19 protein-coding genes are annotated in these 18,174 nt (G+C 40.2%); 10 read left to right on the top strand and 9 right to left on the bottom strand.

What is annotated here, in order from left to right; translation table 11 throughout:
• Positions 1–65 precede the first annotated feature (65 nt).
• The 5 genes from ypfJ (at position 66) to M3O96_RS08020 (ending at position 4,111) form a co-directional block, all read left to right on the top strand.
• On the top strand, positions 66–980 hold the full coding sequence (gene ypfJ / locus M3O96_RS08000) for a KPN_02809 family neutral zinc metallopeptidase (RefSeq protein WP_249719814.1): 915 nt from the start codon (positions 66–68) through the stop codon (positions 978–980).
• 192 nt (positions 981–1,172) lie between these two features.
• Positions 1,173–1,922: a TerC family protein gene (locus tag M3O96_RS08005; protein WP_249719815.1), complete on the top strand. Its 750-nt coding sequence runs from the start codon at positions 1,173–1,175 to the stop codon at positions 1,920–1,922.
• Between the two features lie 172 nt (positions 1,923–2,094).
• Positions 2,095–3,024: an NAD(P)-dependent oxidoreductase gene (locus M3O96_RS08010; protein WP_249719816.1), complete on the top strand. Its 930-nt coding sequence runs from the start codon at positions 2,095–2,097 to the stop codon at positions 3,022–3,024.
• Positions 3,025–3,194: 170 nt separating this feature from the next.
• A complete protein-coding gene (gene greA / locus M3O96_RS08015; protein WP_249719817.1) occupies positions 3,195–3,668 on the top strand; it encodes a transcription elongation factor GreA in 474 nt (157 codons plus the stop codon).
• Between the two features lie 50 nt (positions 3,669–3,718).
• On the top strand, positions 3,719–4,111 hold the full coding sequence (locus M3O96_RS08020) for an HIT family protein (protein WP_249719818.1): 393 nt from the start codon (positions 3,719–3,721) through the stop codon (positions 4,109–4,111).
• A gap of 8 nt (positions 4,112–4,119) precedes the next feature.
• Here M3O96_RS08020 and M3O96_RS08025 read toward each other — a convergent pair whose 3' ends face one another.
• The 3 genes from M3O96_RS08025 to M3O96_RS08035 all read right to left on the bottom strand — a co-directional run bounded on the left by M3O96_RS08025 (position 4,120) and on the right by M3O96_RS08035 (position 6,950).
• Entirely contained in the window at positions 4,120–5,004 is an 885-nt protein-coding gene (locus M3O96_RS08025) for a carbohydrate kinase family protein (RefSeq protein ID WP_249719819.1), read from the bottom strand.
• The gene (locus M3O96_RS08030; RefSeq protein ID WP_249719820.1) at positions 4,997–6,340 is read right to left on the bottom strand and encodes a sugar porter family MFS transporter; all 1,344 of its coding nucleotides are present in this window, start codon (positions 6,338–6,340) and stop codon (positions 4,997–4,999) included. The genes M3O96_RS08025 and M3O96_RS08030 overlap by 8 nt, the downstream gene beginning before the upstream one ends.
• A 151-nt stretch (positions 6,341–6,491) precedes the next feature.
• Positions 6,492–6,950: a YciI family protein gene (locus M3O96_RS08035; RefSeq protein WP_249719821.1), complete on the bottom strand. Its 459-nt coding sequence runs from the start codon at positions 6,948–6,950 to the stop codon at positions 6,492–6,494.
• Between the two features lie 509 nt (positions 6,951–7,459).
• Between M3O96_RS08035 and M3O96_RS08040 the strand changes: the two genes are divergently transcribed.
• Genes M3O96_RS08040 through M3O96_RS08055 form a run of 4 tightly spaced genes read left to right on the top strand, consistent with a single transcriptional unit; the run spans position 7,460 to position 10,413 of the window.
• Positions 7,460–7,828 (top strand): response regulator, encoded by a 369-nt coding sequence (locus M3O96_RS08040; protein ID WP_249719822.1) that lies wholly within the window; start codon positions 7,460–7,462, stop codon positions 7,826–7,828.
• Between the two features lie 53 nt (positions 7,829–7,881).
• Positions 7,882–8,679, top strand: a complete 798-nt coding sequence (locus M3O96_RS08045; protein ID WP_249719823.1) for an MlaE family ABC transporter permease — start codon at positions 7,882–7,884, stop codon at positions 8,677–8,679.
• Positions 8,672–9,430 carry an ABC transporter ATP-binding protein gene (locus tag M3O96_RS08050; RefSeq protein WP_249719824.1) on the top strand — a complete coding sequence of 253 codons (759 nt, stop codon included), beginning with the start codon at positions 8,672–8,674 and terminating at the stop codon, positions 9,428–9,430. The genes M3O96_RS08045 and M3O96_RS08050 overlap by 8 nt, the downstream gene beginning before the upstream one ends.
• Positions 9,430–10,413: an MlaD family protein gene (locus M3O96_RS08055; RefSeq protein ID WP_249719825.1), complete on the top strand. Its 984-nt coding sequence runs from the start codon at positions 9,430–9,432 to the stop codon at positions 10,411–10,413. The genes M3O96_RS08050 and M3O96_RS08055 overlap by 1 nt, the downstream gene beginning before the upstream one ends.
• A gap of 88 nt (positions 10,414–10,501) precedes the next feature.
• Here the strand turns inward: M3O96_RS08055 and M3O96_RS08060 are convergent, their stop codons facing one another.
• From M3O96_RS08060 to M3O96_RS08085, 6 genes are all read right to left on the bottom strand, one after another.
• Positions 10,502–11,557, bottom strand: a complete 1,056-nt coding sequence (locus tag M3O96_RS08060) for an endonuclease/exonuclease/phosphatase family protein (protein ID WP_249719826.1) — start codon at positions 11,555–11,557, stop codon at positions 10,502–10,504.
• 352 nt (positions 11,558–11,909) lie between these two features.
• Positions 11,910–13,175: a C69 family dipeptidase gene (locus M3O96_RS08065; RefSeq protein ID WP_249719827.1), complete on the bottom strand. Its 1,266-nt coding sequence runs from the start codon at positions 13,173–13,175 to the stop codon at positions 11,910–11,912.
• A 30-nt stretch (positions 13,176–13,205) separates the two neighbouring features.
• Positions 13,206–14,336 (bottom strand): nitrilase-related carbon-nitrogen hydrolase, encoded by a 1,131-nt coding sequence (locus M3O96_RS08070; RefSeq protein ID WP_249719828.1) that lies wholly within the window; start codon positions 14,334–14,336, stop codon positions 13,206–13,208.
• Complete coding sequence (locus tag M3O96_RS08075; RefSeq protein ID WP_249719829.1) at positions 14,333–15,679, bottom strand: flavin monoamine oxidase family protein; 1,347 nt, start codon at positions 15,677–15,679, stop codon at positions 14,333–14,335. Before M3O96_RS08075 ends, M3O96_RS08070 begins: the two co-directional genes overlap by 4 nt.
• 322 nt (positions 15,680–16,001) lie before the next feature.
• Positions 16,002–16,652, bottom strand: coding sequence for a putative outer membrane beta-barrel protein (locus M3O96_RS08080; RefSeq protein ID WP_249719830.1), 651 nt, complete (start codon positions 16,650–16,652; stop codon positions 16,002–16,004).
• 101 nt (positions 16,653–16,753) lie between these two features.
• Positions 16,754–17,332 carry a TlpA family protein disulfide reductase gene (locus M3O96_RS08085; protein WP_249719831.1) on the bottom strand — a complete coding sequence of 193 codons (579 nt, stop codon included), beginning with the start codon at positions 17,330–17,332 and terminating at the stop codon, positions 16,754–16,756.
• 216 nt (positions 17,333–17,548) lie between these two features.
• Here M3O96_RS08085 and M3O96_RS08090 point away from each other — a divergent pair, with 216 nt between their 5' ends.
• A complete protein-coding gene (locus tag M3O96_RS08090) occupies positions 17,549–18,166 on the top strand; it encodes an outer membrane beta-barrel protein (RefSeq protein ID WP_249719832.1) in 618 nt (205 codons plus the stop codon).
• The last annotated feature ends 8 nt before the right edge of the window (positions 18,167–18,174 follow it).

Consider the following 18,174-nt stretch of genomic DNA (forward strand, 5'->3'; position numbering starts at 1 on the left):
CTTTTTTTTTGTTTCCAAAAGGGCGAAATTATAGCCAATTAATATCACAACTAAAATCATCTACTATGAAATGGCAGGGAAGACGTAAAAGTAGCAATATAGAAGACCGAAGGGGTCAATCAGGTGGTGGATTTAACTTTGGGGGGAGTGGAGGAAGAGGAGGGATCAGTCCAATGTTGCTTGCTCCTTTGCTAAAGATGCTTTTTTCCAAAACAGGTTTGATTATAGTAGGAGGATTGATTCTTGTCATGTGGCTCACAGGCACCAATCCGCTCGCCTTATTATCCCAATTTACAGGTGGTCCGTCTACCCAAATGGCAGCAGGGGATTATAAGGCCTCTCCTGAAGAAGAACAGCTGGCGGAGTTTACCGCTGTCGTCCTCGCAGACACAGAGGACGTATGGAACCAATTGATGAATGGGTATAGAGAACCCTCATTGGTGTTATTTACCGGTCAGGTTAATTCTGCCTGCGGCAACGCTTCAGCTGCTACAGGTCCTTTTTATTGTCCCGGAGATGAAAAAGTATATATTGACCTTAGCTTTTTTCAGGATATGGGGAGGAAGTTGGGAGCACATGGTGACTTTGCCCAAGCTTATGTCATCGCACATGAGGTTGGACATCATGTACAAAGACTGGATGGTACGCTCGAAAGGGTACAATCTAAGCGTGGAAAATTACCGGAAGCAGAATTCAACAGGCTGATGGTGATGTTGGAATTACAGGCTGATTTTTATGCAGGTGTCTGGGCACATCATACTCAAAGAATTAACAATTCGCTAGAACCGGGGGACATAGATGAAGCCCTTAATGCTGCCAGTTCGGTGGGGGATGACCGTCTTCAGAAGCAGGCCACAGGTAGGGTTGTACCTGATTCGTTTACCCACGGTACATCCGAGCAAAGATCCCGTTGGTTTAAGCTCGGATTTGACACCGGAGATGTGACTCAGGGAGATACTTTTAATGCAAGAAGACTTTAAATCTTAAAAGGATATCCGCTTTTTTGTCAGTTAAAATCCATTTTATTTTGTTTCTGAAGGTCAGATAAAACGCAATAGTAAAATTAAGTTTTACATGTAGGTTTGTAAGCATTTTATTTTTTTATCAATATAAATTTCCCAACTCTCTATACCTTTGCCGGTCTTTAAAGCCATATTTTAACTAAACCACAAATGGAAATCTTCCTTCAAACCGAAACCTGGATTGCCTTACTCACATTGACTTTTTTGGAAATAGTCCTTGGAGTTGACAACATCATATTTATTTCAATTGTCTCCAACAAACTTCCAGAATCCCAACAGGCCAAAGCAAGAACTTTGGGATTGGCTTTTGCATTGATTTTCAGAATTTTATTGCTTCTGGGGATTTCCTATATCATTCAGTTTACCCAGCCTTTGATTACCGTTTTCGATTTTGAGATGAGCGGAAGGGATTTGATTTTGGCAGGAGGGGGTTTGTTTTTACTCTTTAAATCTACTGTAGAAATCCACCATAAGATGGAGGGAAAGGCTGAGGAAGTCAAGCCTAACTCAGCCAATAATTTTGCAAGGGTTGTCTTTCAGATCATCTTGTTGGACTTGGTATTCTCATTTGATAGTATTTTGACAGCAATTGGCTTGGTCAAAGAAGTGTTGATCATGATTATCGCAGTGACGATTTCTATTGGGATTATGATGGCCTTTGCAGGCAAAATCAGCAGTTTTATTAATAAGCATCCGACTTTACAGATATTGGCACTTTCATTCCTGATTTTGATTGGGTTTATGTTGCTTGTCGAAGGATTCCATGTAGAAGTACCAAAGGGATACATCTATTTTGCGGTATTCTTCTCTCTGGCGGTGGAAGTGGTCAATATGAGAATGAGGAAAAAGGAAACCTCAAAGCCTGTTAAATTGAACTCGCGACTCAAGGAGGGTAAGTGAGAGTTTTCAGTCTCAGTTTTCAGTTCAAAGAGGTAAAAAGGGAATTGTAGGAATTGAGAAAAATTTCCCAAATGCTTAAGACCTTCCGACTGAGAAAATGATAACTCTATAAGGTTTTGACTCAGGCAACCATTATAACAATTATAACCATTACAACAACATTAACCTTCAAATGAAAGTCCTTATCATCGATGAAATGCACCTGAGCATAATTCCTTTGCTGGAAAAAAATAGCTTTGAAGTGGATTATATGCCTGAGATCAAGCGGGAAGAAATCATGGAGATAGTTGGGAATTATGATGGATTGATCATCAGGTCAAAAACGCCGATGGATCGACCTTTGCTTCAACAGGCATCCAAACTCAAATTTATCGGCAGGGCAGGGGCAGGTCTGGACAAAATTGATTTGGAGTATTTGGAAGAAAGAAAAATCCATCTTTTCCATGCCGCTGAAGGTAATAAAGATGCTGTAGGGGAACAGTCCATAGGAATGCTTTTGTCACTTTTTAACCACATCGGCAAAGCTGATGGGGAGGTAAAAAAAGGAATTTGGAAAAGGGAGGAAAATCGTGGAGAGGAATTGCAGGGCAAAACCGTAGGAATCATCGGCTATGGAAATATGGGTTCTGCATTGGCTAAAAAACTGACAGGATTCGATGTGAGGATTCTGGCTTATGACAAATACAAAAGCGGATATGGAAATGAATTTGTGGAAGAAGCTGATTTTCAGGCCATTCTAGAGGAGTCAGATGTGGTCAGCCTGCATGTGCCATTAACCCCCGAAACAAGGAATTTTCTGACTTTAGAAGTTTTCAAAGGATTCCGGAAACCTTTCTATCTGATCAATACCGCAAGGGGAGAAATCGTTTCCTTTGAGACGTTGAATCAAGCCTTTGATCTTGGGATACTGAAAGGCGCGATCCTTGACGTATTGGAAAACGAGAAATTCAAAACATATACCCAAGAGCAAAGAACTGAATTTGAAAATTTGGCGGCTAGGGAAAATGTCATTTTCAGTCCTCATATCGCAGGATGGACGCATCAATCCTATATCAAAATCAATGAGGTGTTGGTGGATAAGATAAGGCAATCCTTCCTTTGAAAGCCCAGTTCTAAAAAATCCAAAAAGTTTTCTTTTTATCATTGGATTGCTTTCTCTGACTGATTTAATTATCTTTGTGACATAACATAAGAAATTAGAATATAAGAAACGGTTTCAGCAATGAGACCGTTCTTTTATTTTTCATAGGCATAGTAATAATTTAGAATACCATGGGACAAATACAATATTACACTGAAGAAGGCTTGAAAAGGCTTAAAGATGAACTTCAGGAATTGAAAACCAAAGGCAGGTTAGACATTGCCAAGCAGATAGCTGAAGCTAGAGACAAGGGGGACCTGAGCGAAAATGCAGAATACGATGCCGCCAAAGATGCTCAGGGATTGCTTGAACTCAAGATCTCCAAATTAGAAACTGTCGTAGGAAATGCCCGGGTGATGGACAATTCCAAAATGGATGCTTCCAAAGTGGGAATTCTCAGCACAGTGAAAATCAAAAATATCAAAAACGGCATGACCGTTTCCTACACTTTGGTTTCCGAAGAAGAAGCAGACCTCAAGGCAGGTAAGATTTCTCTTGCTTCACCATTTGGAAAAGGTCTGAATGGAAAAGCTATCGGCGAAATTGCCGAAATCATTGCTCCTGCGGGGACGTTGCAGTTTGAAATTCTGGATATATCTTATTAAAAAACTTTCTCCCGATGGATTCTCCTTCGGGATTTTTTATTTTTACTCCCATGTCAACAATATTCACCAAAATCATCAACAAAGAAATCCCTGCAGAAATCATCGCAGAGGATGACAGGTTTATCGCTTTCCTAGACATCATGCCCTTGGTCAAAGGCCATGTCTTGGTAGTTCCAAAGCAGGAAGTGGATTATATTTTTAACCTCGATGACGACACACTTTCAGGACTCCATATTTTTGCAAAAAAAGTGGCCAAAGCCATTGACAAAACCATCAAGTGTACGAGAGTTGGCGTGGCTGTGATCGGATTGGAAGTTCCCCATGTCCATATCCACCTTGTCCCGCTTCGCACGATGGATGACATCAATTTCACCAGACCAAAGCTAAAGATAAGCAAGGAAGAATTGTCGGAAATAGCGGATACGATTAGGAAAGGATTTTGATTCGATGTTCACTGATCTCCTACCACCCTCCAAACCTCACTCTCCTCATACTTCGGCGTTCCGCCTTTTTTGGTAGCCACAAAAGCGCCCATGGCACAGGCAAAGTCTAATATTTCACTTGGTGATTTGCCTTGTAAATAGGTTTTGACGAATCCTGCAAGGAAGGCATCTCCTGAACCAACAGTATCTTCTACTTTTACCCTATAACCGAGATGTCTAAAAACTTCCCCGTTTTGGTAAATCATAGCTCCTTTGGATCCCAAAGTGACGCAAACCATCTTAATAGGAAAATGGGTTGTCAAGAGTTTACAGCAACTTTCAACATCAGAAGGCACATCAAAATAATCTGACACAATCTCCAATTCATCCTCATTGATCTTCAGGATATCTGTAAACCCCAACATGAGTTCGATCTTTTCAAAATCAAAAAACGGAGCCCGTAGGTTGATATCAAAAATTCTTAATGTCGGCTGATGCAGGAGTTGGTACAATGTTTCCCAACTTACCGAGTTCCGGACTGCCAAGCTTCCAAAGATGAAAGCATCTGCATTCTTTACGGCATTCTTATTCCCATCCGTCAAGGCGATAAAATCCCATGCCACTGGGGAAACAATAGTGTATTTGATATTTTCTGGATCTTCATTGTGGACTGTCACAGTTCCAGTTTGGTGGTCGGGATCTTCTTGCACCAAGTCAATTGGGAAATGATAGGAATTGACAAAATCAAGATATCTTGTTCCATAATCATCTTTCCCCAATCGGGAGATCATCTGTACATCAAGTCCAAGTTGATTGAGATGCAGGGCGACATTCATGGGAGCACCACCGGGAATTTCATGGTTAGGAAAACAATCCCATAACATTTCCCCGTAACATATAACTTTCTTAGACATGGCTTTTTTGTAGTTCTTTTTGAATTTCTTCCAATGATTTTCCTTTGGTTTCTGGCATTCTGAAGATCACCCAAAGTAATTGCAGGACCATCATCAAGGCAAAGAAGGCAAAGATATTCCCCGCTCCATAGGTATTGGCGAAGTAAGGAAAAATGTTTGCCACCAAGGCTGCGAGTATCCAATGGGTGAACGAACCCAATGACTGTCCAAAAGCACGAAGTTCGTTGGGAAATATCTCCGCAATGAATACCCAAATTACCGATCCCTGTCCAATAGCATGAGAGGCGATGAATCCAAAAACGAAATAGGGGAGAAGCTGGGGAGAGATGACGCCGCCAAAATAACTGTATGCCATCAGGGAGAGTGATATAATATACCCCACCGAACCGATATACATTAGCATTTTCCTTCCAATCCTGTCAATGAGATAAAGACCTAACATCGTTGCCACAAGGTTGATAACCCCGATCCCAATGGTAGAAAACAGCGCGTCTTCGGTAGAAATCCCGGCAGATTCAAATACGCGCGGTGCAAAATAGATGATGGCATTGATTCCTGACATCTGATTGAAGAATGCCATCAGGAAAGCAAAAAAGGAGATTTTCCTAAACTTCGAATTGAAAAGGGTTGAGACTGAGATTTTGCCTTTGATTTCTTTGCTTTCTGCAATAGCCAGTTCCATGGCTTCATCTACGCCCTCTGGATCTGTTTTGGTGAGTATTTCTCTCGCAGTATCGTAATCTTGTTTTTTTGCGATCAACCATCTTGGGCTTTTTGGGACCTTCAGGATCAAAACACTATAGATCAGAGCAGGGATTGCTTCCACTCCGAGCATCCACCGCCATGCCTCATTGACATTTGCAGTACCGATCAGGTAATTGGAGAAATAAGCTATCAGGATACCGAAGACTATGTTGAATTGGTACAAAGCGACCAATTGTCCCCTGCGTTTTGCCGGCGCGATTTCAGAAATGTACATTGGAGCAACTACTGATGAAGCACCGACACCCAAACCACCTAGAAAACGAAAAAACATAAAGGTATTGACATCATTTGCCAAAGCTGAACCGACTGCTGATACCAAGTAGAATAAGCCAATCCAGATTAGGGAATTTTTTCTACCAAACTTGTCAGCCGGGATTCCACCAAATAATGCTCCGAACACAGTCCCATACAATGCTATAGCCACGGCCATACCATGACTCCAATCATCTAGGTTCCAGAGTTTTTGGATATCCCGCTCCGCTCCTGAAATCACCGCCGTATCAAATCCAAATAAAAACCCACCCAATGCCGCGGTGATGGACAAGAACAAAACGTAATTTTTACTTTGCATAAAATAATCTTTTGGGTTATCTGTTTAAAACTAAACAGAAGATCGAGAATAAAAAATTTTTGATTGGGAAGATAAAAAAAGGATCTTAATTACTGTTATAACTTTATTTAGCAATGATAAGTAATTGGATCAATTCTGATTTTTTTTAGGATCAATTTTTTGGTTTTTGGAGTCTGGCATGAACCTCGGGAACCATCATCACTGCGGCTGAACCATACCATTCTTTGAGTTCCATTCTCAAGACGCCTGCTTTTATAGCAGGATCAGTGTTGGTCAAATTTTCAGCTTCTTCAAGGGAGGCAGCATCGAAGATAAAAATTCCCCTCAGGGAATCATTTCCAAAAAATGGTCCTGCCAAAATCAGTTTTCCCATGTCAGCCAATCTGCTGATGTTGGACATATGTCCTTTTTGGATTTCGGACCTTTCCTCTTTGGAATATTCCGCTACCCTGTCTCCGGCGTAAAGAAAAGCCATGACATATTTCTTCATTCCGATTTCATCCGCTTTTAGTTTTTGAGCGAGTTCGGCATCATAAATTCCTGTTTGACTATATGTAGCCGTAGCCAAACCTGTCAGTGAAATAAGTAATATCAGAATTGTTTTTTTCATTATGATTTGAGTTGGGAGACCTTTATGTTATTAGGTTAATTGGTGGGTAGAAGATAGGCTGTTATCTATCCGGACGTGAGTTTTTGAATCAATCATGATGTAATGTAAATAATAAATGAGATTTAAATTTGAATTTTTTTAAGGATATAAGTCATAAAAAGGAATGTATCATTCCCCCTGTTAAGGTGATGAAGCGGGTTTAAATATCAAGAATCCATTAACTTTTGAGTACCGAATATTTGAAAAAATGGGTTTACCAATATCATATTAACCTATTGATTTAAAGGGTCATAAAAGATATTTAGCCAAGACATAATCTGAATACCCTAAAAAAATTAGGCAAGTCTAAATATTCAATTTATCAAAAATTTCCCCTTACCGCAGATTAAGTTGTTATATTTGTTGTGACCCTAATTCTTTCTCTTTCTTTTAAAATCTGGATTGACTTTTGTTTAAAGATTGAAGGACTTGAAAGTATGGTTGCTTGTTAAGATTAATCTTTTTACAAAATGATAAAACCGATCAACAAATTGATTTTTGTGGATGATGACAAGATCCAACATATGATCAACCGAAAAAATATTTTAAGAATCAATCCTGAAATAGACCTTTTGTTTTTTGAAAATCCCAATGAAGCTTTGGGATGGTTGAAGGACAATGACACTGATCTTTTGATCTTGGATGTAAATATGCCGGAGATGCAGGGCTGGGATTTCTTAGATGAGCTTAACAAAATGAATAAAAGTATACAGGTCAAAATGCTAACCTCTTCGATGGATCCCATGGATGTGGTCAAAAGTCATGATTATCCTCAGGTTTCTGGCTTCTTGGTAAAGCCTTTGAGCAATGAAGTTTTGACCGAAATATTGGGAACATAAATCCCGGATGCGATAGGTTTTGTTTAGATTAGTGAAATGAATTTTATGTATTTATGTCAAAAATCAAGAAGGTAGATAGGCCTGTTATTTCCAAAAAGTTGGATGAGTTTTTTTTAGGAATGGCCAAGGCTTTTGCATTCGTCAAAAGGTTTTTCAAAGAGGTATGGTTTCCACCATATGAATTCAAAGAAGTGCTGAGACAGTGCTATGAAATCGGTTACCGGTCTTTGCCCCTCATTTCTTTGACAGGGTTCATTATTGGAATTGTATTCACCAATCAGTCGAGACCATCTTTGGCCGAATTTGGTGCTGCTTCATGGTTGCCATCCCTAATTTCTATAGCTGTGGTCAGGGCCCTGGGGCCTTTGGTTACTGCATTGATCTCCGCTGGAAAAGTGGGGTCAAGTATTGGGGCTGAGATAGGATCTATGAATGTCACTGAGCAAATTGACGCCATGGAAGTGTCAGCCATCAACCCATTTAAATATCTCGTGGTTACACGAACTTTGGCCGCCACATTTATGATCCCAATATTAGTCATGTACACAGATTTTGTGGCGTTGATGGGATCTTTTGCAAGTGTCAACGCCAATGAACTCGTAAGTTTGTCGACGTTTTTTGTTCAGGTATTTGAAGCAGTATCCTTTTTGGATATTTTCTCTTCCGTCATTAAATCCTTGGTTTTTGGATTTACCATCGGAATAGTGGGATGTTACAAGGGTTTTAATTCATCCCGAGGAACAGAAGGTGTCGGACAGGCTGCCAATTCTGCTGTGGTCATGTCGATGTTTTTGATTTTCATTGAAGAGCTTTTGATCATGCAAATAGTAAATGCGATCCGATATGCATAACGAGCAAGAAAAAGTCGTAGAGATCAGAGGTCTTGTCAAATCCTTTGGAGAAAATCATGTCCTGAGGGACGTTGACTTGGATCTGTACAAAGGTGAAAACCTTGTGGTCTTGGGAAAATCGGGTAGCGGAAAGTCTGTCCTGATCAAAATTATGGTGGGTTTGCTCAAGCAAGATAAAGGCACAATCAAGATATTTGGTATCGATACAGCAAGTCTCAGCCAAAAGGAAATGAATAAATTCAGGTTGAGGATTGGTTTTTCATTTCAGGCATCTGCATTGTATGACAGTATGACTGTAAGGGAAAATCTCGAATTTCCCCTAGTTAGGAATGTTAAAAACCTGACAAGAAAAGAAATTGATTTCAAAGTTGAAGAGTTGCTTGATTCAGTTGCATTGCCAGATACAATCAATCAAATGCCTTCAGAACTCTCCGGAGGACAAAAGAAAAGGATTGGTATTGCAAGAACCCTGATACTCAATCCTGAAATAATGCTCTATGATGAGCCAACAGCAGGACTTGATCCTGTAACTTGTATTGAAATTAACAACCTGATCAATGAAGTGCGCGAAAGGTACAAAACCTCTTCCATCGTGATCACGCACGACCTGACCTGCGCCAAGCAGACAGGGGACAGGATGGCTGTTTTGATCAAAGGCCATTTTACATCTGTCGGTACTTTTGAGAAGGTTTTTGAGGAAGCCACAGACAAACAAGTGAAATCATTTTACGACTATAATTTTATTAGATAATGAGAAATGACAATAAAAAATCCGTGATCGTTGGCGTATTTGTCTTGGTCGGGATTATCATCTTCATAGCCGCTGTTCTCACAATGGGAGGACAACAGAAGAAATTTGTGAGGAGTATCAAGCTGAATGCGGTATTTGACGATATCGGTGGATTGCAGACCGGTAACAATGTCTGGTTTTCCGGTGTCAAAATCGGAACAGTGAGAAAAATCAATTTTTACGGAGAATCCCAAGTCGAAATCGTCATGGCCGTCGAAGACAAAGCCAAAGATTACATCCGTAAAGACTCCAAAGCAACCATAGGCTCAGATGGACTGATCGGAAACAAAATCATTGTTATCTATGGTGGAACTACCAGCGCACCACCTGTGGAGGATGGAGATAGATTGATTGCTGTAATGCCACTTGACACAGATAAAATGATGGAAACATTGCAGGAGAATAACAAAAACCTGGTTACTATCACAGAAAACCTTAAGGTACTCACAACCAAAATTGCGGATGGCAAAGGGATAGTTGGTGCTGTGATGACTGATAGTGTGATCGCCCAAAATTTTAAAAACACGCTCTATAATCTGGAAGCAGCCTCTGCCAAAAGCAATAAAATGATGGGGGATATCAGTAGTTTTACAGGTGGACTCAATCAAAAAGGGACACTCTTGTATGACATTACCAATGACAAAGAGACATTTGGCAAATTTAAATCAACAGTGGATGGTCTTGAGGCAACTGCGGAAAATGCTAAAGTTTTGACCAATAACCTGAACTCTGTCACTAATAAGTTGAATGACAAAAATAATCCGGCAGGAATGCTTTTGAATGATGAAGAGTTTGCAAATAACCTAAAAAGTACCATGGTCAATGTGGATAGTGCTACTCTGAACCTAAATAAAGGTTTGGAAGCTTTGCCTTATACATGGCCCTTCAGAAGGGGATTTAAGAAAAAAGCCAAAGCAGAAGCGAAAGCAGCAGAAAATGATTGATAGAAATTATAAAGTCCCTTCAGGTGTAAATCTAAAGGGACTTTTTTTCTGGTTTGAAAACTGAAAATTCGTTGAATTAATTTTTTCCTCATTGACCCTTACCCTTGTTAATTTTTTCTTCTGCTTTTTGCTCTGATTTAGCATCAGTTTCAAGTTCCTCGTTTTCATTTTGAGGTTGGAGGGTAAATTTGCTACTGATCGGAAAATGGTCCGAACCAATAGATTTTTCTACGTTTATTTTATTAAGCGTAAAATGTTTGCTTACGAAAATATGGTCCAACGGCCATCTCAAAAAGAAATATTTGGCATTAAAAGTATTATACATTCCCCTTCCAATCCTCGGGTCAAGAAAACCGCTTGTTTTGAGAAACAATTTGGAAGTATAGGACCATCCAACGTCATTTAGGTCACCCATCACCAAAGCAGGCTTGCCATATTCTTTGGCTTTCTTTCCTACCAAAAGGATTTCGGCATCTCTTTCGGTGCTTTTTGGATTTTCACCGGGAACAGGTGGGGTGGGATGGATGGCATAAATTTTTACTCCACTTCCATTGGACAGCTCCACATCAATCTCCATAGAAGGAATTTCAGCGTCAATCAGAAAATGGATTTCAGAAGAGGTTATTTTTAATTTTGAATAGAAAAGCATTCCATAAGTATTATCCAAAGGCTTCTTTATCGAGTCTTTATATTCCTTTTCTAATTCTTGAATTCCCTTTTCCCATTTAGTATCTGTTTCCACTAAAAGGACAACATCAGGATTTACTTCCTTAACAAGTGAGACTACTTTATGGTACTTGGTATTGAATTGAAACACATTCATAACCAAAACCGAGATATTTGGACAATTTCCTTGACCCTCTTTTGCAGGCATAACCATCTTTCGTCCAAAAACTGTAAATGGATAGATGGCATAGAAAAGGTAGAGGCTGATCCCTATCAATGAAAAAAACAAGAATGTATCAAAGTTGAATCCAAAAGCAAACTCAAAACTTATCCAAATGATTATCAAAACGATACAGATGAGTAACTTCTGAAATCTTGGGTAATCAAAAATCCGTATAGTCCAGTTATCCTTTTTTACAAAAGGAATCAATCCCGCCAAAATCATAAAAATACTGAAGATGTATAAGGCAATTTTCATAAATTTTAATTGAGGTCGATTATAAAAGTCATTTTAAAAATAAAAGGTATTTAAAATTAATATTCTACTTTAACCCAAACCATCGATGCCGCGACCGATTTTTATTGATATCTAAGGTAGCCAAAAGACTTTGGATTTGTTCACGGCAGGTGACAGCAAAAAAGGAAAAACTATAGCGGTCCAACTTGCAGAAGATGTAGGGTTTACCGATTGCTACGATATCGGAGGTAATAACAAGTTTGGGTTGATAGAGCAGTTTACGATTTTTTGGATCCACCTCGCAATGATGCAGGGGAAGGGATATCGGATTCAAACTTTTGAAAAGGTGAATTCCATTTCCATAGTTAGGGATTCAGATTTTATAATTGGAATACAAGTCCTTCACGGCATGGAGACAATTTCCACTGAATACCTCAATTTGAGAAGCATTAGCGTTGGAATGAACGAGTTTGTTTTCCTCTTTCAAAAAGCCTTCCTCTAATTTTTTTGCTTCCTTGATGAAGCCGGTTTTTCTCTTTTGATAATCCTCACTGATCCAGCGATGGAGTTTTTCAGCTTTCCACCAAAGCGAATTGTCTGGACTTGATCCGGGTTGGAGGAAATTATCCAATGTTTTTGTCCCCATAAAAAAAGGAATATAAACCGACAAACAGGGCATGGAGGTACCTGTCATCCAAACTGTGGACGGAAGGCCTGTACGGATTTCGACCACCATACTGCCTGTGGTAGTACTTGGATTAGTCAGTCCCGTGGCATGCATACACAGAGAAGAAGTATTGCATTTTTTTGGACTGAATTGAGGATCGGGAAGGTTATGGGTTCTGAGGATTTGCATCGCTTTCTCCGTTGTAAAGTCACCTTTGCTTGCAGAAAGGAGGTTGCTGCTGCAGGCTTGCCGGATTTTTGATCTTCCCACTTTGGTATAAAGGAAATCAGAGAAATAATATCTGAAGGAAAAAGGATTGGGTTTTGGTTTCAGTGAAAATGGGAAATTTCGTTTTTCCTCCTCCAAATGTATATTTTCATAATCCGTCTCGATGCTAAGTCCATTGGAAATGCTTGCGAAGCTTTCCACTTTCCTACTTGCCCAAGATTTACCCGCTGTCTCTAGGATATAGGCCTCTTTTGGATCAGCGATGATGTAGCTGTTGTGGTAATAAAAATCTTTGTTTTTGTAACCGCCACAGGCATTTTGACCATAGATTGACAAAAGCGTTGTAATACAATTTACCGCTTCTTTGGCAGTTTTGTTCCTTTCCAATGCCAAGCGCAACATGTCCATTCCGGTCAATCCGGTGTTTTGTTTTTGGATTTTGACATTGGTGAATATGGCTTCATTACCGATAACTACCCCGAATTCATTAACGCCCATTTCGGCTCCCCACATTTGAAATGGTTTCGAAAGTAGGACTTCATAGGTTTCCTCTACTTGGGGAATGCTGATGTAGGTACAATTTAATGTGAGATTCTGTTCGGTACCTTTGGCGGTTTCTCTTTGGGAAATCCTTGGAAAATGTTGCAAAGCCTGCGCCTCATCCGGTTCTCGATCGGAATTTTTTGCCAAAATCAGGTTTTTGTTTTTGGTGAAATGGGGAAGGCCTACCAGGGTATCGCACATAGTCAGGGATTGGTTTAAGATATGATAAGGTCAAAAGTCCATATTCCAGATTCCTCCTTTTTCAGCCTTTTTGGTTTCCAATAATTTCCCATCTCTCAGGAAAAACGGTTGGCCATCGGTTCCCAAATCCCACAATTGACCTCTCAGGAAAACATTTGCGCCTGTTTTGGCACCCGAGCTTCCGATTCTTCCTGGAAGGGCATATTTAATCCAGGCTTCCTTTTCTGTCAATTTCCCGATGTCATTGGGATCGACATCACGAGGCATATCGGCTCCATTGTAACCGGCCCATGGAACATCCATTGCCCCGTCCACCGCACAGTAAGAATTGACCAAGACTAGATCCACCCCTTCAATCGCCTGATAGGATTCTGGATACCAAGAGTCCGCACAGACCAAAATCCCGATTTTTCCAAAAGGCAAATCAAATTTTGGGATCTGTTGACTTGGGCTTTGGGTCACAAAAGGCTTTTCTGAATCTATGGTAAATGCTTTGCGGATGCATTGGGGATGGATTTTTCCATTTGGGTCAAACAGAAAAGAGGTGTTATAGATTCCCTGATCAGCGTCGACAGTCAAGATACCATCTTTGATTTCCGGTCCGGGGAGCAAAATAGATCCTGCAGCGATATAGACTTGGTATTGGGCAGAAAGTCGGCTAAAAACCTCTGCATAAGTTTTGGCCATTTTTTCTGATTTCATTCTAAAAAGCGTGGCTCCAATCTTGTCTGATTCTTTGTTTGATCTTGAAAAATATCTGATAAAATCCAGGGGATGGCTCAAAATCAGTTGGGCCATGGCCAAGGTGAGGTTTCCCGAATTGGCCACGGATTTCTTTTCATCTTGGATTACGAGCCATGTACCGAGATATTCGGGGAGCAAGACGATGGTATTTTCCCTGAAGAAACCCTGATCTTTGGCAGATTTGAAATAGGATTCCAATTTGGCTTGGAACTGTTGCTGCGTCAGATAATCTGTTTCCAACATGAAAGGTTGGATTCCAACCACATTTCCCCGGATACTATCAGAAGATATGGGGGAAATATTTTCAGTCAAACTGATTTCAGGTGCTATGGTGGGAAGCTCAGGATGGAAACCTGTGTTTGCCCAAATGGCCCAAATCAGGACTAATACCGATATTACGAGCAATATCTTTTTCATGATGGATTTCCAATTGTCATTTGCGCTGCTTTTTCTCCTGCTCTTACGGCGCCTTCTATATAGCCAAACCAAACGTCAGATGCCTCTGTTCCAGCCCAAAAAAACCTATCCTCAGGTTTGGAGTAGGCATCTTGGAAAGCGGTCCAACCGCCGACGGGATATAGTCCCGCATAGCAACCTCGGCTCCAGGTCTCATCAGTCATGGTAAAATCATGGTAAGCTGTCGGGTTTTTGGCATCCTCACCAAAATAGTCTACCAACTTCTGCAACATGGCATGTTTTCTCTGCTCAAGGGTTTTTTTGAAAAACTCCTCGGCTCTGTCTGCGATCGCAAATCCAAGGATTACTCCATATTCGCCGTTTTTTGGAGAGGAATCGAACAGCGTTTGGAAGGGAGAATGCTCATCTGCCAAAGCCTGTCCACTGAAATTTTTATCCCGCCAAAACGGCTTATCATAGACCATGAAACATTTACCTACTTTACCCATGCTTATCCGGTTGATTATCTGAGATTTTTGAGAAGTCAACTCAGGTGTAAATTTGATCTCGGCAGCAAGTGGTGGCGGAATGGCTATGATTAGATTTTTTGCTTCAAATTCAAAACCATCGCCTGAAACCTTCACACTATTTTGATCCTGCTGAATGGACTGAACAGGATGATTGAAATGGATTTGGGAAAGGAATTTAGCTGCCATCTTATCGACAAGTGTCTGCATTCCTCCCACGATTCGATGCTGCTGTGCACCATCTTTGATACTGATAAGGCTATTTAAATTATGGCCTGACTTGATATAAAACAATGCATGAAGCAAAGAAATCGTATTGAGCTCACAGGCAAAAACAGTCTCCAGACCATAGGTGATTACTTTATGGCTTGCTTGGGTGAGGCAGTTCTTTTTGATAAAATCTGAAAGTAGCATGTTGTCATAAGCTTCCGCTTGGGGATGCGACCAAGGATTGGATGCGGAAATGCTTTTGGCCATCCTTTCCATTTTCTTCAATAGCCAATCGAGGTTGAGCAAAGAAAGGATGTCGATTTTTGGGATCAGCCCTTTGTACTTTCTTACTTTTTGACCAAAGTCTAGGATATTGTAGCCTTCGTTGTAAGTCTCATAATAATCCACTCCGTATTCTTTGCAGAGTGCATACATCCTGTCTTGGGTAGGGCCTATCCATTGTCCGCCAAAATCCAGGTATTGTCCATTTTCAAATCTTTTGGTGTAAACCCTTCCTCCTAGACGTTCCCTTGCCTCAAGTACGATAAAGGATTTGTTCGTTTTGTGGAGGATGCGTGCGGCGGCAATCCCGGAGAACCCTCCGCCAATGATAATGGTGTCAAGCATAGGGATATTTTGGGCAAAGTGAATGAGTCATTTTTTCAGTCGAAAAGAAATGAATTCTCAGGCTTTCAGGATAGCAATTTATCAATATTTCAATTCAAACTTTTCTCCTTTTTTGGTCGGTATTTTTTCTATCTCAAGAAGCCAATTTTTTAAGGTCTTGTCTAAATCAATTATCGGAAAATCAATCGGAAACCAAAATTGAAAAAATCAGAAATGGCAAAGACTTCATGTGCCTTGGGGTTTGGATTCAAAATCCTGAATTTAACCCTGATCCACAAGAAGTCTTTGTTATAAAAAAATGTGATGTGATTCTGGAAAGTTATCAGAAGTGGAAGGAAAAGCGGACGGCTCTGAGTGGGGCCATTGACAAGCCAACACTATTGAAGTTTTCATTGATGGTAGGAACGTCAGGCCTTTCGATTCTGTTTGTTCCTGTATTGAAATTCAAAGAAGCTGAAGTCTCAGCTGAAACGGAGAAATGTTTTGAAAAATGGTACCTCAATCCAAGAAACCCTATTGAGTTTAAATTGAAGGAAGTGCTATTGATCGTATTGGTGCTTTGGTATGTATTCCTGATTTCATTCCGTCCAAATCCAGCCCCAAAATCCACTCCATAATAGCCTATTATTCTTGGATGAAATGTTTTTTGCCATTCTTTTCCAACGTAGACATTGATCCCCTGATTGTTTCTGTTCAAGTCATTTTGGTTTCCATCATCATTTTGGTTGGAACTGAAATTGGCATTGAGATTAGCACCAAGTCTCAAGGCCACATTTTTGCCATTTTTACTGACATAATGATTTCTATAGAGTAGGTTACTCGGATATTGCCCAAGAATGATCGGAGCAAGGTCTAAGGAAAACTCATGTTTGGTTTCTGAATAATCAAAAACAGATTTTTCTGTTGATTCCTGCGCGGAGACTTGAGCGATAACCGCGATTACGAAAAGGAACAAAATTGACAATTTCTTCATAGAGGATTATTTTAAGTGAACAATACCCTGTCTACGAATAAATTGCTTATTTAGTTTTTCACCTCGTCTTTTGATTTTTTAAGTGTTTGCACACCAAAGGATTAATTTTTTCCTGTTAAGAAATCCCTGAATTCTTCCGTATCGAAGTTGCTCATCCCTTCCTGGTAAAAAATGATTTCTCCTTTTGGATTGACTACCAAAGTGGTCGGGATAGATTCGCTTTGGAGGGAATTGTTGAGCCCATAGCTTGCATGGACGACCGGGAAAGTAAAACCTTTGTCATCAATGAATGACTTGCTTTTTTCCATTTCCTTGTCAAGAGCAATCATCAGGAATTCCAGGTTTTCGGTGTCCTTGACTTTAGCATACATATCCTCAATATGTGGCATTTCAGCCCTGCACGGAGGACACCAAGTAGCCCAAAGGTTGATAAATACAGTCTTGCCTCGGTAATCTTCCAAGTTGACGGGATTCCCTTCCATATCGATAAACCTTCCGGCGTAGTCAAAGGTCTGGGTTTCCTTATTGACCAAAGTGATTTTTGGTTTTTTGATACCGGTGGCCAAAAGCAGCGACTGCAGTCCCCCCATGATTGGTGTAATCAACCCTGTAAAATATAGAAATGCGAAAACTGATAGAATCAATCCCCAACTTTTCAACTCCTTTTTCCAATCAATCATTTTTGTATTATTTTTCTCCATCACCACGCAAAATTACAAAGATCAACCAGCTTACTCTGTGATAATACATACTGGTTTCTCTTTCAGGAATTTGTATGCTTGGATTTAAAAGTAAAAAAGAAGTGCCTTAAGCATTAAAAAATTCGACAAAAAGTTAAATTTATAATGTTGTAAGCATCGATAGCTATTCATTGGGGTATATAAATTCTAAGGATTATGAAAAATGGATTTTCAATTTGCCTGATAATTTTAGCTTTGCTTTCCGGAGGATTTGTCACTGCGCAGACTTTTGAAATTACACCCACCACCGGCTACACTTTCTCCTCTCAATTTGACATCACAGGAGGCACCGGAAAATTGGAAGGAGGTGCAAACTGGGGGCTTTCGATAGGATACACTCCCAATGAATTTTTAGAATTTGAAATCTCCTATAATTATTTTGGGACAGATGCCCGAGCGAGTTCTGTTTATTTGGTGGAAGACGAGGTCACCAAAGCCAACCTTCATTTTTTGATGGGAGGGGTAAACATGCTTTTTCCTGCATCAGAAAAAGTGACATTATTTGGCGGTCTGAAAATCGGAGCAGCATCCTTGCTTTTCGAGGACAGCCCCAATGTGGACCGGACAAGATTTTCCCTTGGGTTTCAGGGAGGAATGCGCTACTATGTTTCTGAACGGATTGGGTTTAGACTTCAGGGCACCCTTTTGCTTCCTATTGTAAGCGAAGGGGGAAGTATATGGTGGAATCCAAATACAGGAACTAATATAAGCGGATGGTCTCCGATCGTTCCGATCAGTTTAAATGCCGGACTGATAATCCGCTTACAGCATTAATCAGGTTT

Origin of the sequence: Aquiflexum sp. TKW24L (assembly GCF_023502205.1) — a bacterium.
GTDB lineage: Bacteria > Bacteroidota > Bacteroidia > Cytophagales > Cyclobacteriaceae > Cognataquiflexum.

Bases quoted from the DNA above. Each gene is read 5' to 3' on its own strand.
- ypfJ (WP_249719814.1), top strand. From the start codon at position 66: ATGAAATGGCAGGGAAGACGTAAAAGTAGCAATATAGAAGACCGAAGG.
- M3O96_RS08005 (WP_249719815.1), top strand. From the start codon at position 1,173: ATGGAAATCTTCCTTCAAACCGAAACCTGGATTGCCTTACTCACATTG.
- M3O96_RS08010 (WP_249719816.1), top strand. From the start codon at position 2,095: ATGAAAGTCCTTATCATCGATGAAATGCACCTGAGCATAATTCCTTTG.
- greA (WP_249719817.1), top strand. From the start codon at position 3,195: ATGGGACAAATACAATATTACACTGAAGAAGGCTTGAAAAGGCTTAAA.
- M3O96_RS08020 (WP_249719818.1), top strand. From the start codon at position 3,719: ATGTCAACAATATTCACCAAAATCATCAACAAAGAAATCCCTGCAGAA.
- M3O96_RS08025 (WP_249719819.1), bottom strand. From the start codon at position 5,004: ATGTCTAAGAAAGTTATATGTTACGGGGAAATGTTATGGGATTGTTTT.
- M3O96_RS08030 (WP_249719820.1), bottom strand. From the start codon at position 6,340: ATGCAAAGTAAAAATTACGTTTTGTTCTTGTCCATCACCGCGGCATTG.
- M3O96_RS08035 (WP_249719821.1), bottom strand. From the start codon at position 6,950: ATGAAAAAAACAATTCTGATATTACTTATTTCACTGACAGGTTTGGCT.
- M3O96_RS08040 (WP_249719822.1), top strand. From the start codon at position 7,460: ATGATAAAACCGATCAACAAATTGATTTTTGTGGATGATGACAAGATC.
- M3O96_RS08045 (WP_249719823.1), top strand. From the start codon at position 7,882: ATGTCAAAAATCAAGAAGGTAGATAGGCCTGTTATTTCCAAAAAGTTG.
- M3O96_RS08050 (WP_249719824.1), top strand. From the start codon at position 8,672: ATGCATAACGAGCAAGAAAAAGTCGTAGAGATCAGAGGTCTTGTCAAA.
- M3O96_RS08055 (WP_249719825.1), top strand. From the start codon at position 9,430: ATGAGAAATGACAATAAAAAATCCGTGATCGTTGGCGTATTTGTCTTG.
- M3O96_RS08060 (WP_249719826.1), bottom strand. From the start codon at position 11,557: ATGAAAATTGCCTTATACATCTTCAGTATTTTTATGATTTTGGCGGGA.
- M3O96_RS08065 (WP_249719827.1), bottom strand. From the start codon at position 13,175: ATGTGCGATACCCTGGTAGGCCTTCCCCATTTCACCAAAAACAAAAAC.
- M3O96_RS08070 (WP_249719828.1), bottom strand. From the start codon at position 14,336: ATGAAAAAGATATTGCTCGTAATATCGGTATTAGTCCTGATTTGGGCC.
- M3O96_RS08075 (WP_249719829.1), bottom strand. From the start codon at position 15,679: ATGCTTGACACCATTATCATTGGCGGAGGGTTCTCCGGGATTGCCGCC.
- M3O96_RS08080 (WP_249719830.1), bottom strand. From the start codon at position 16,652: ATGAAGAAATTGTCAATTTTGTTCCTTTTCGTAATCGCGGTTATCGCT.
- M3O96_RS08085 (WP_249719831.1), bottom strand. From the start codon at position 17,332: ATGATTGATTGGAAAAAGGAGTTGAAAAGTTGGGGATTGATTCTATCA.
- M3O96_RS08090 (WP_249719832.1), top strand. From the start codon at position 17,549: ATGAAAAATGGATTTTCAATTTGCCTGATAATTTTAGCTTTGCTTTCC.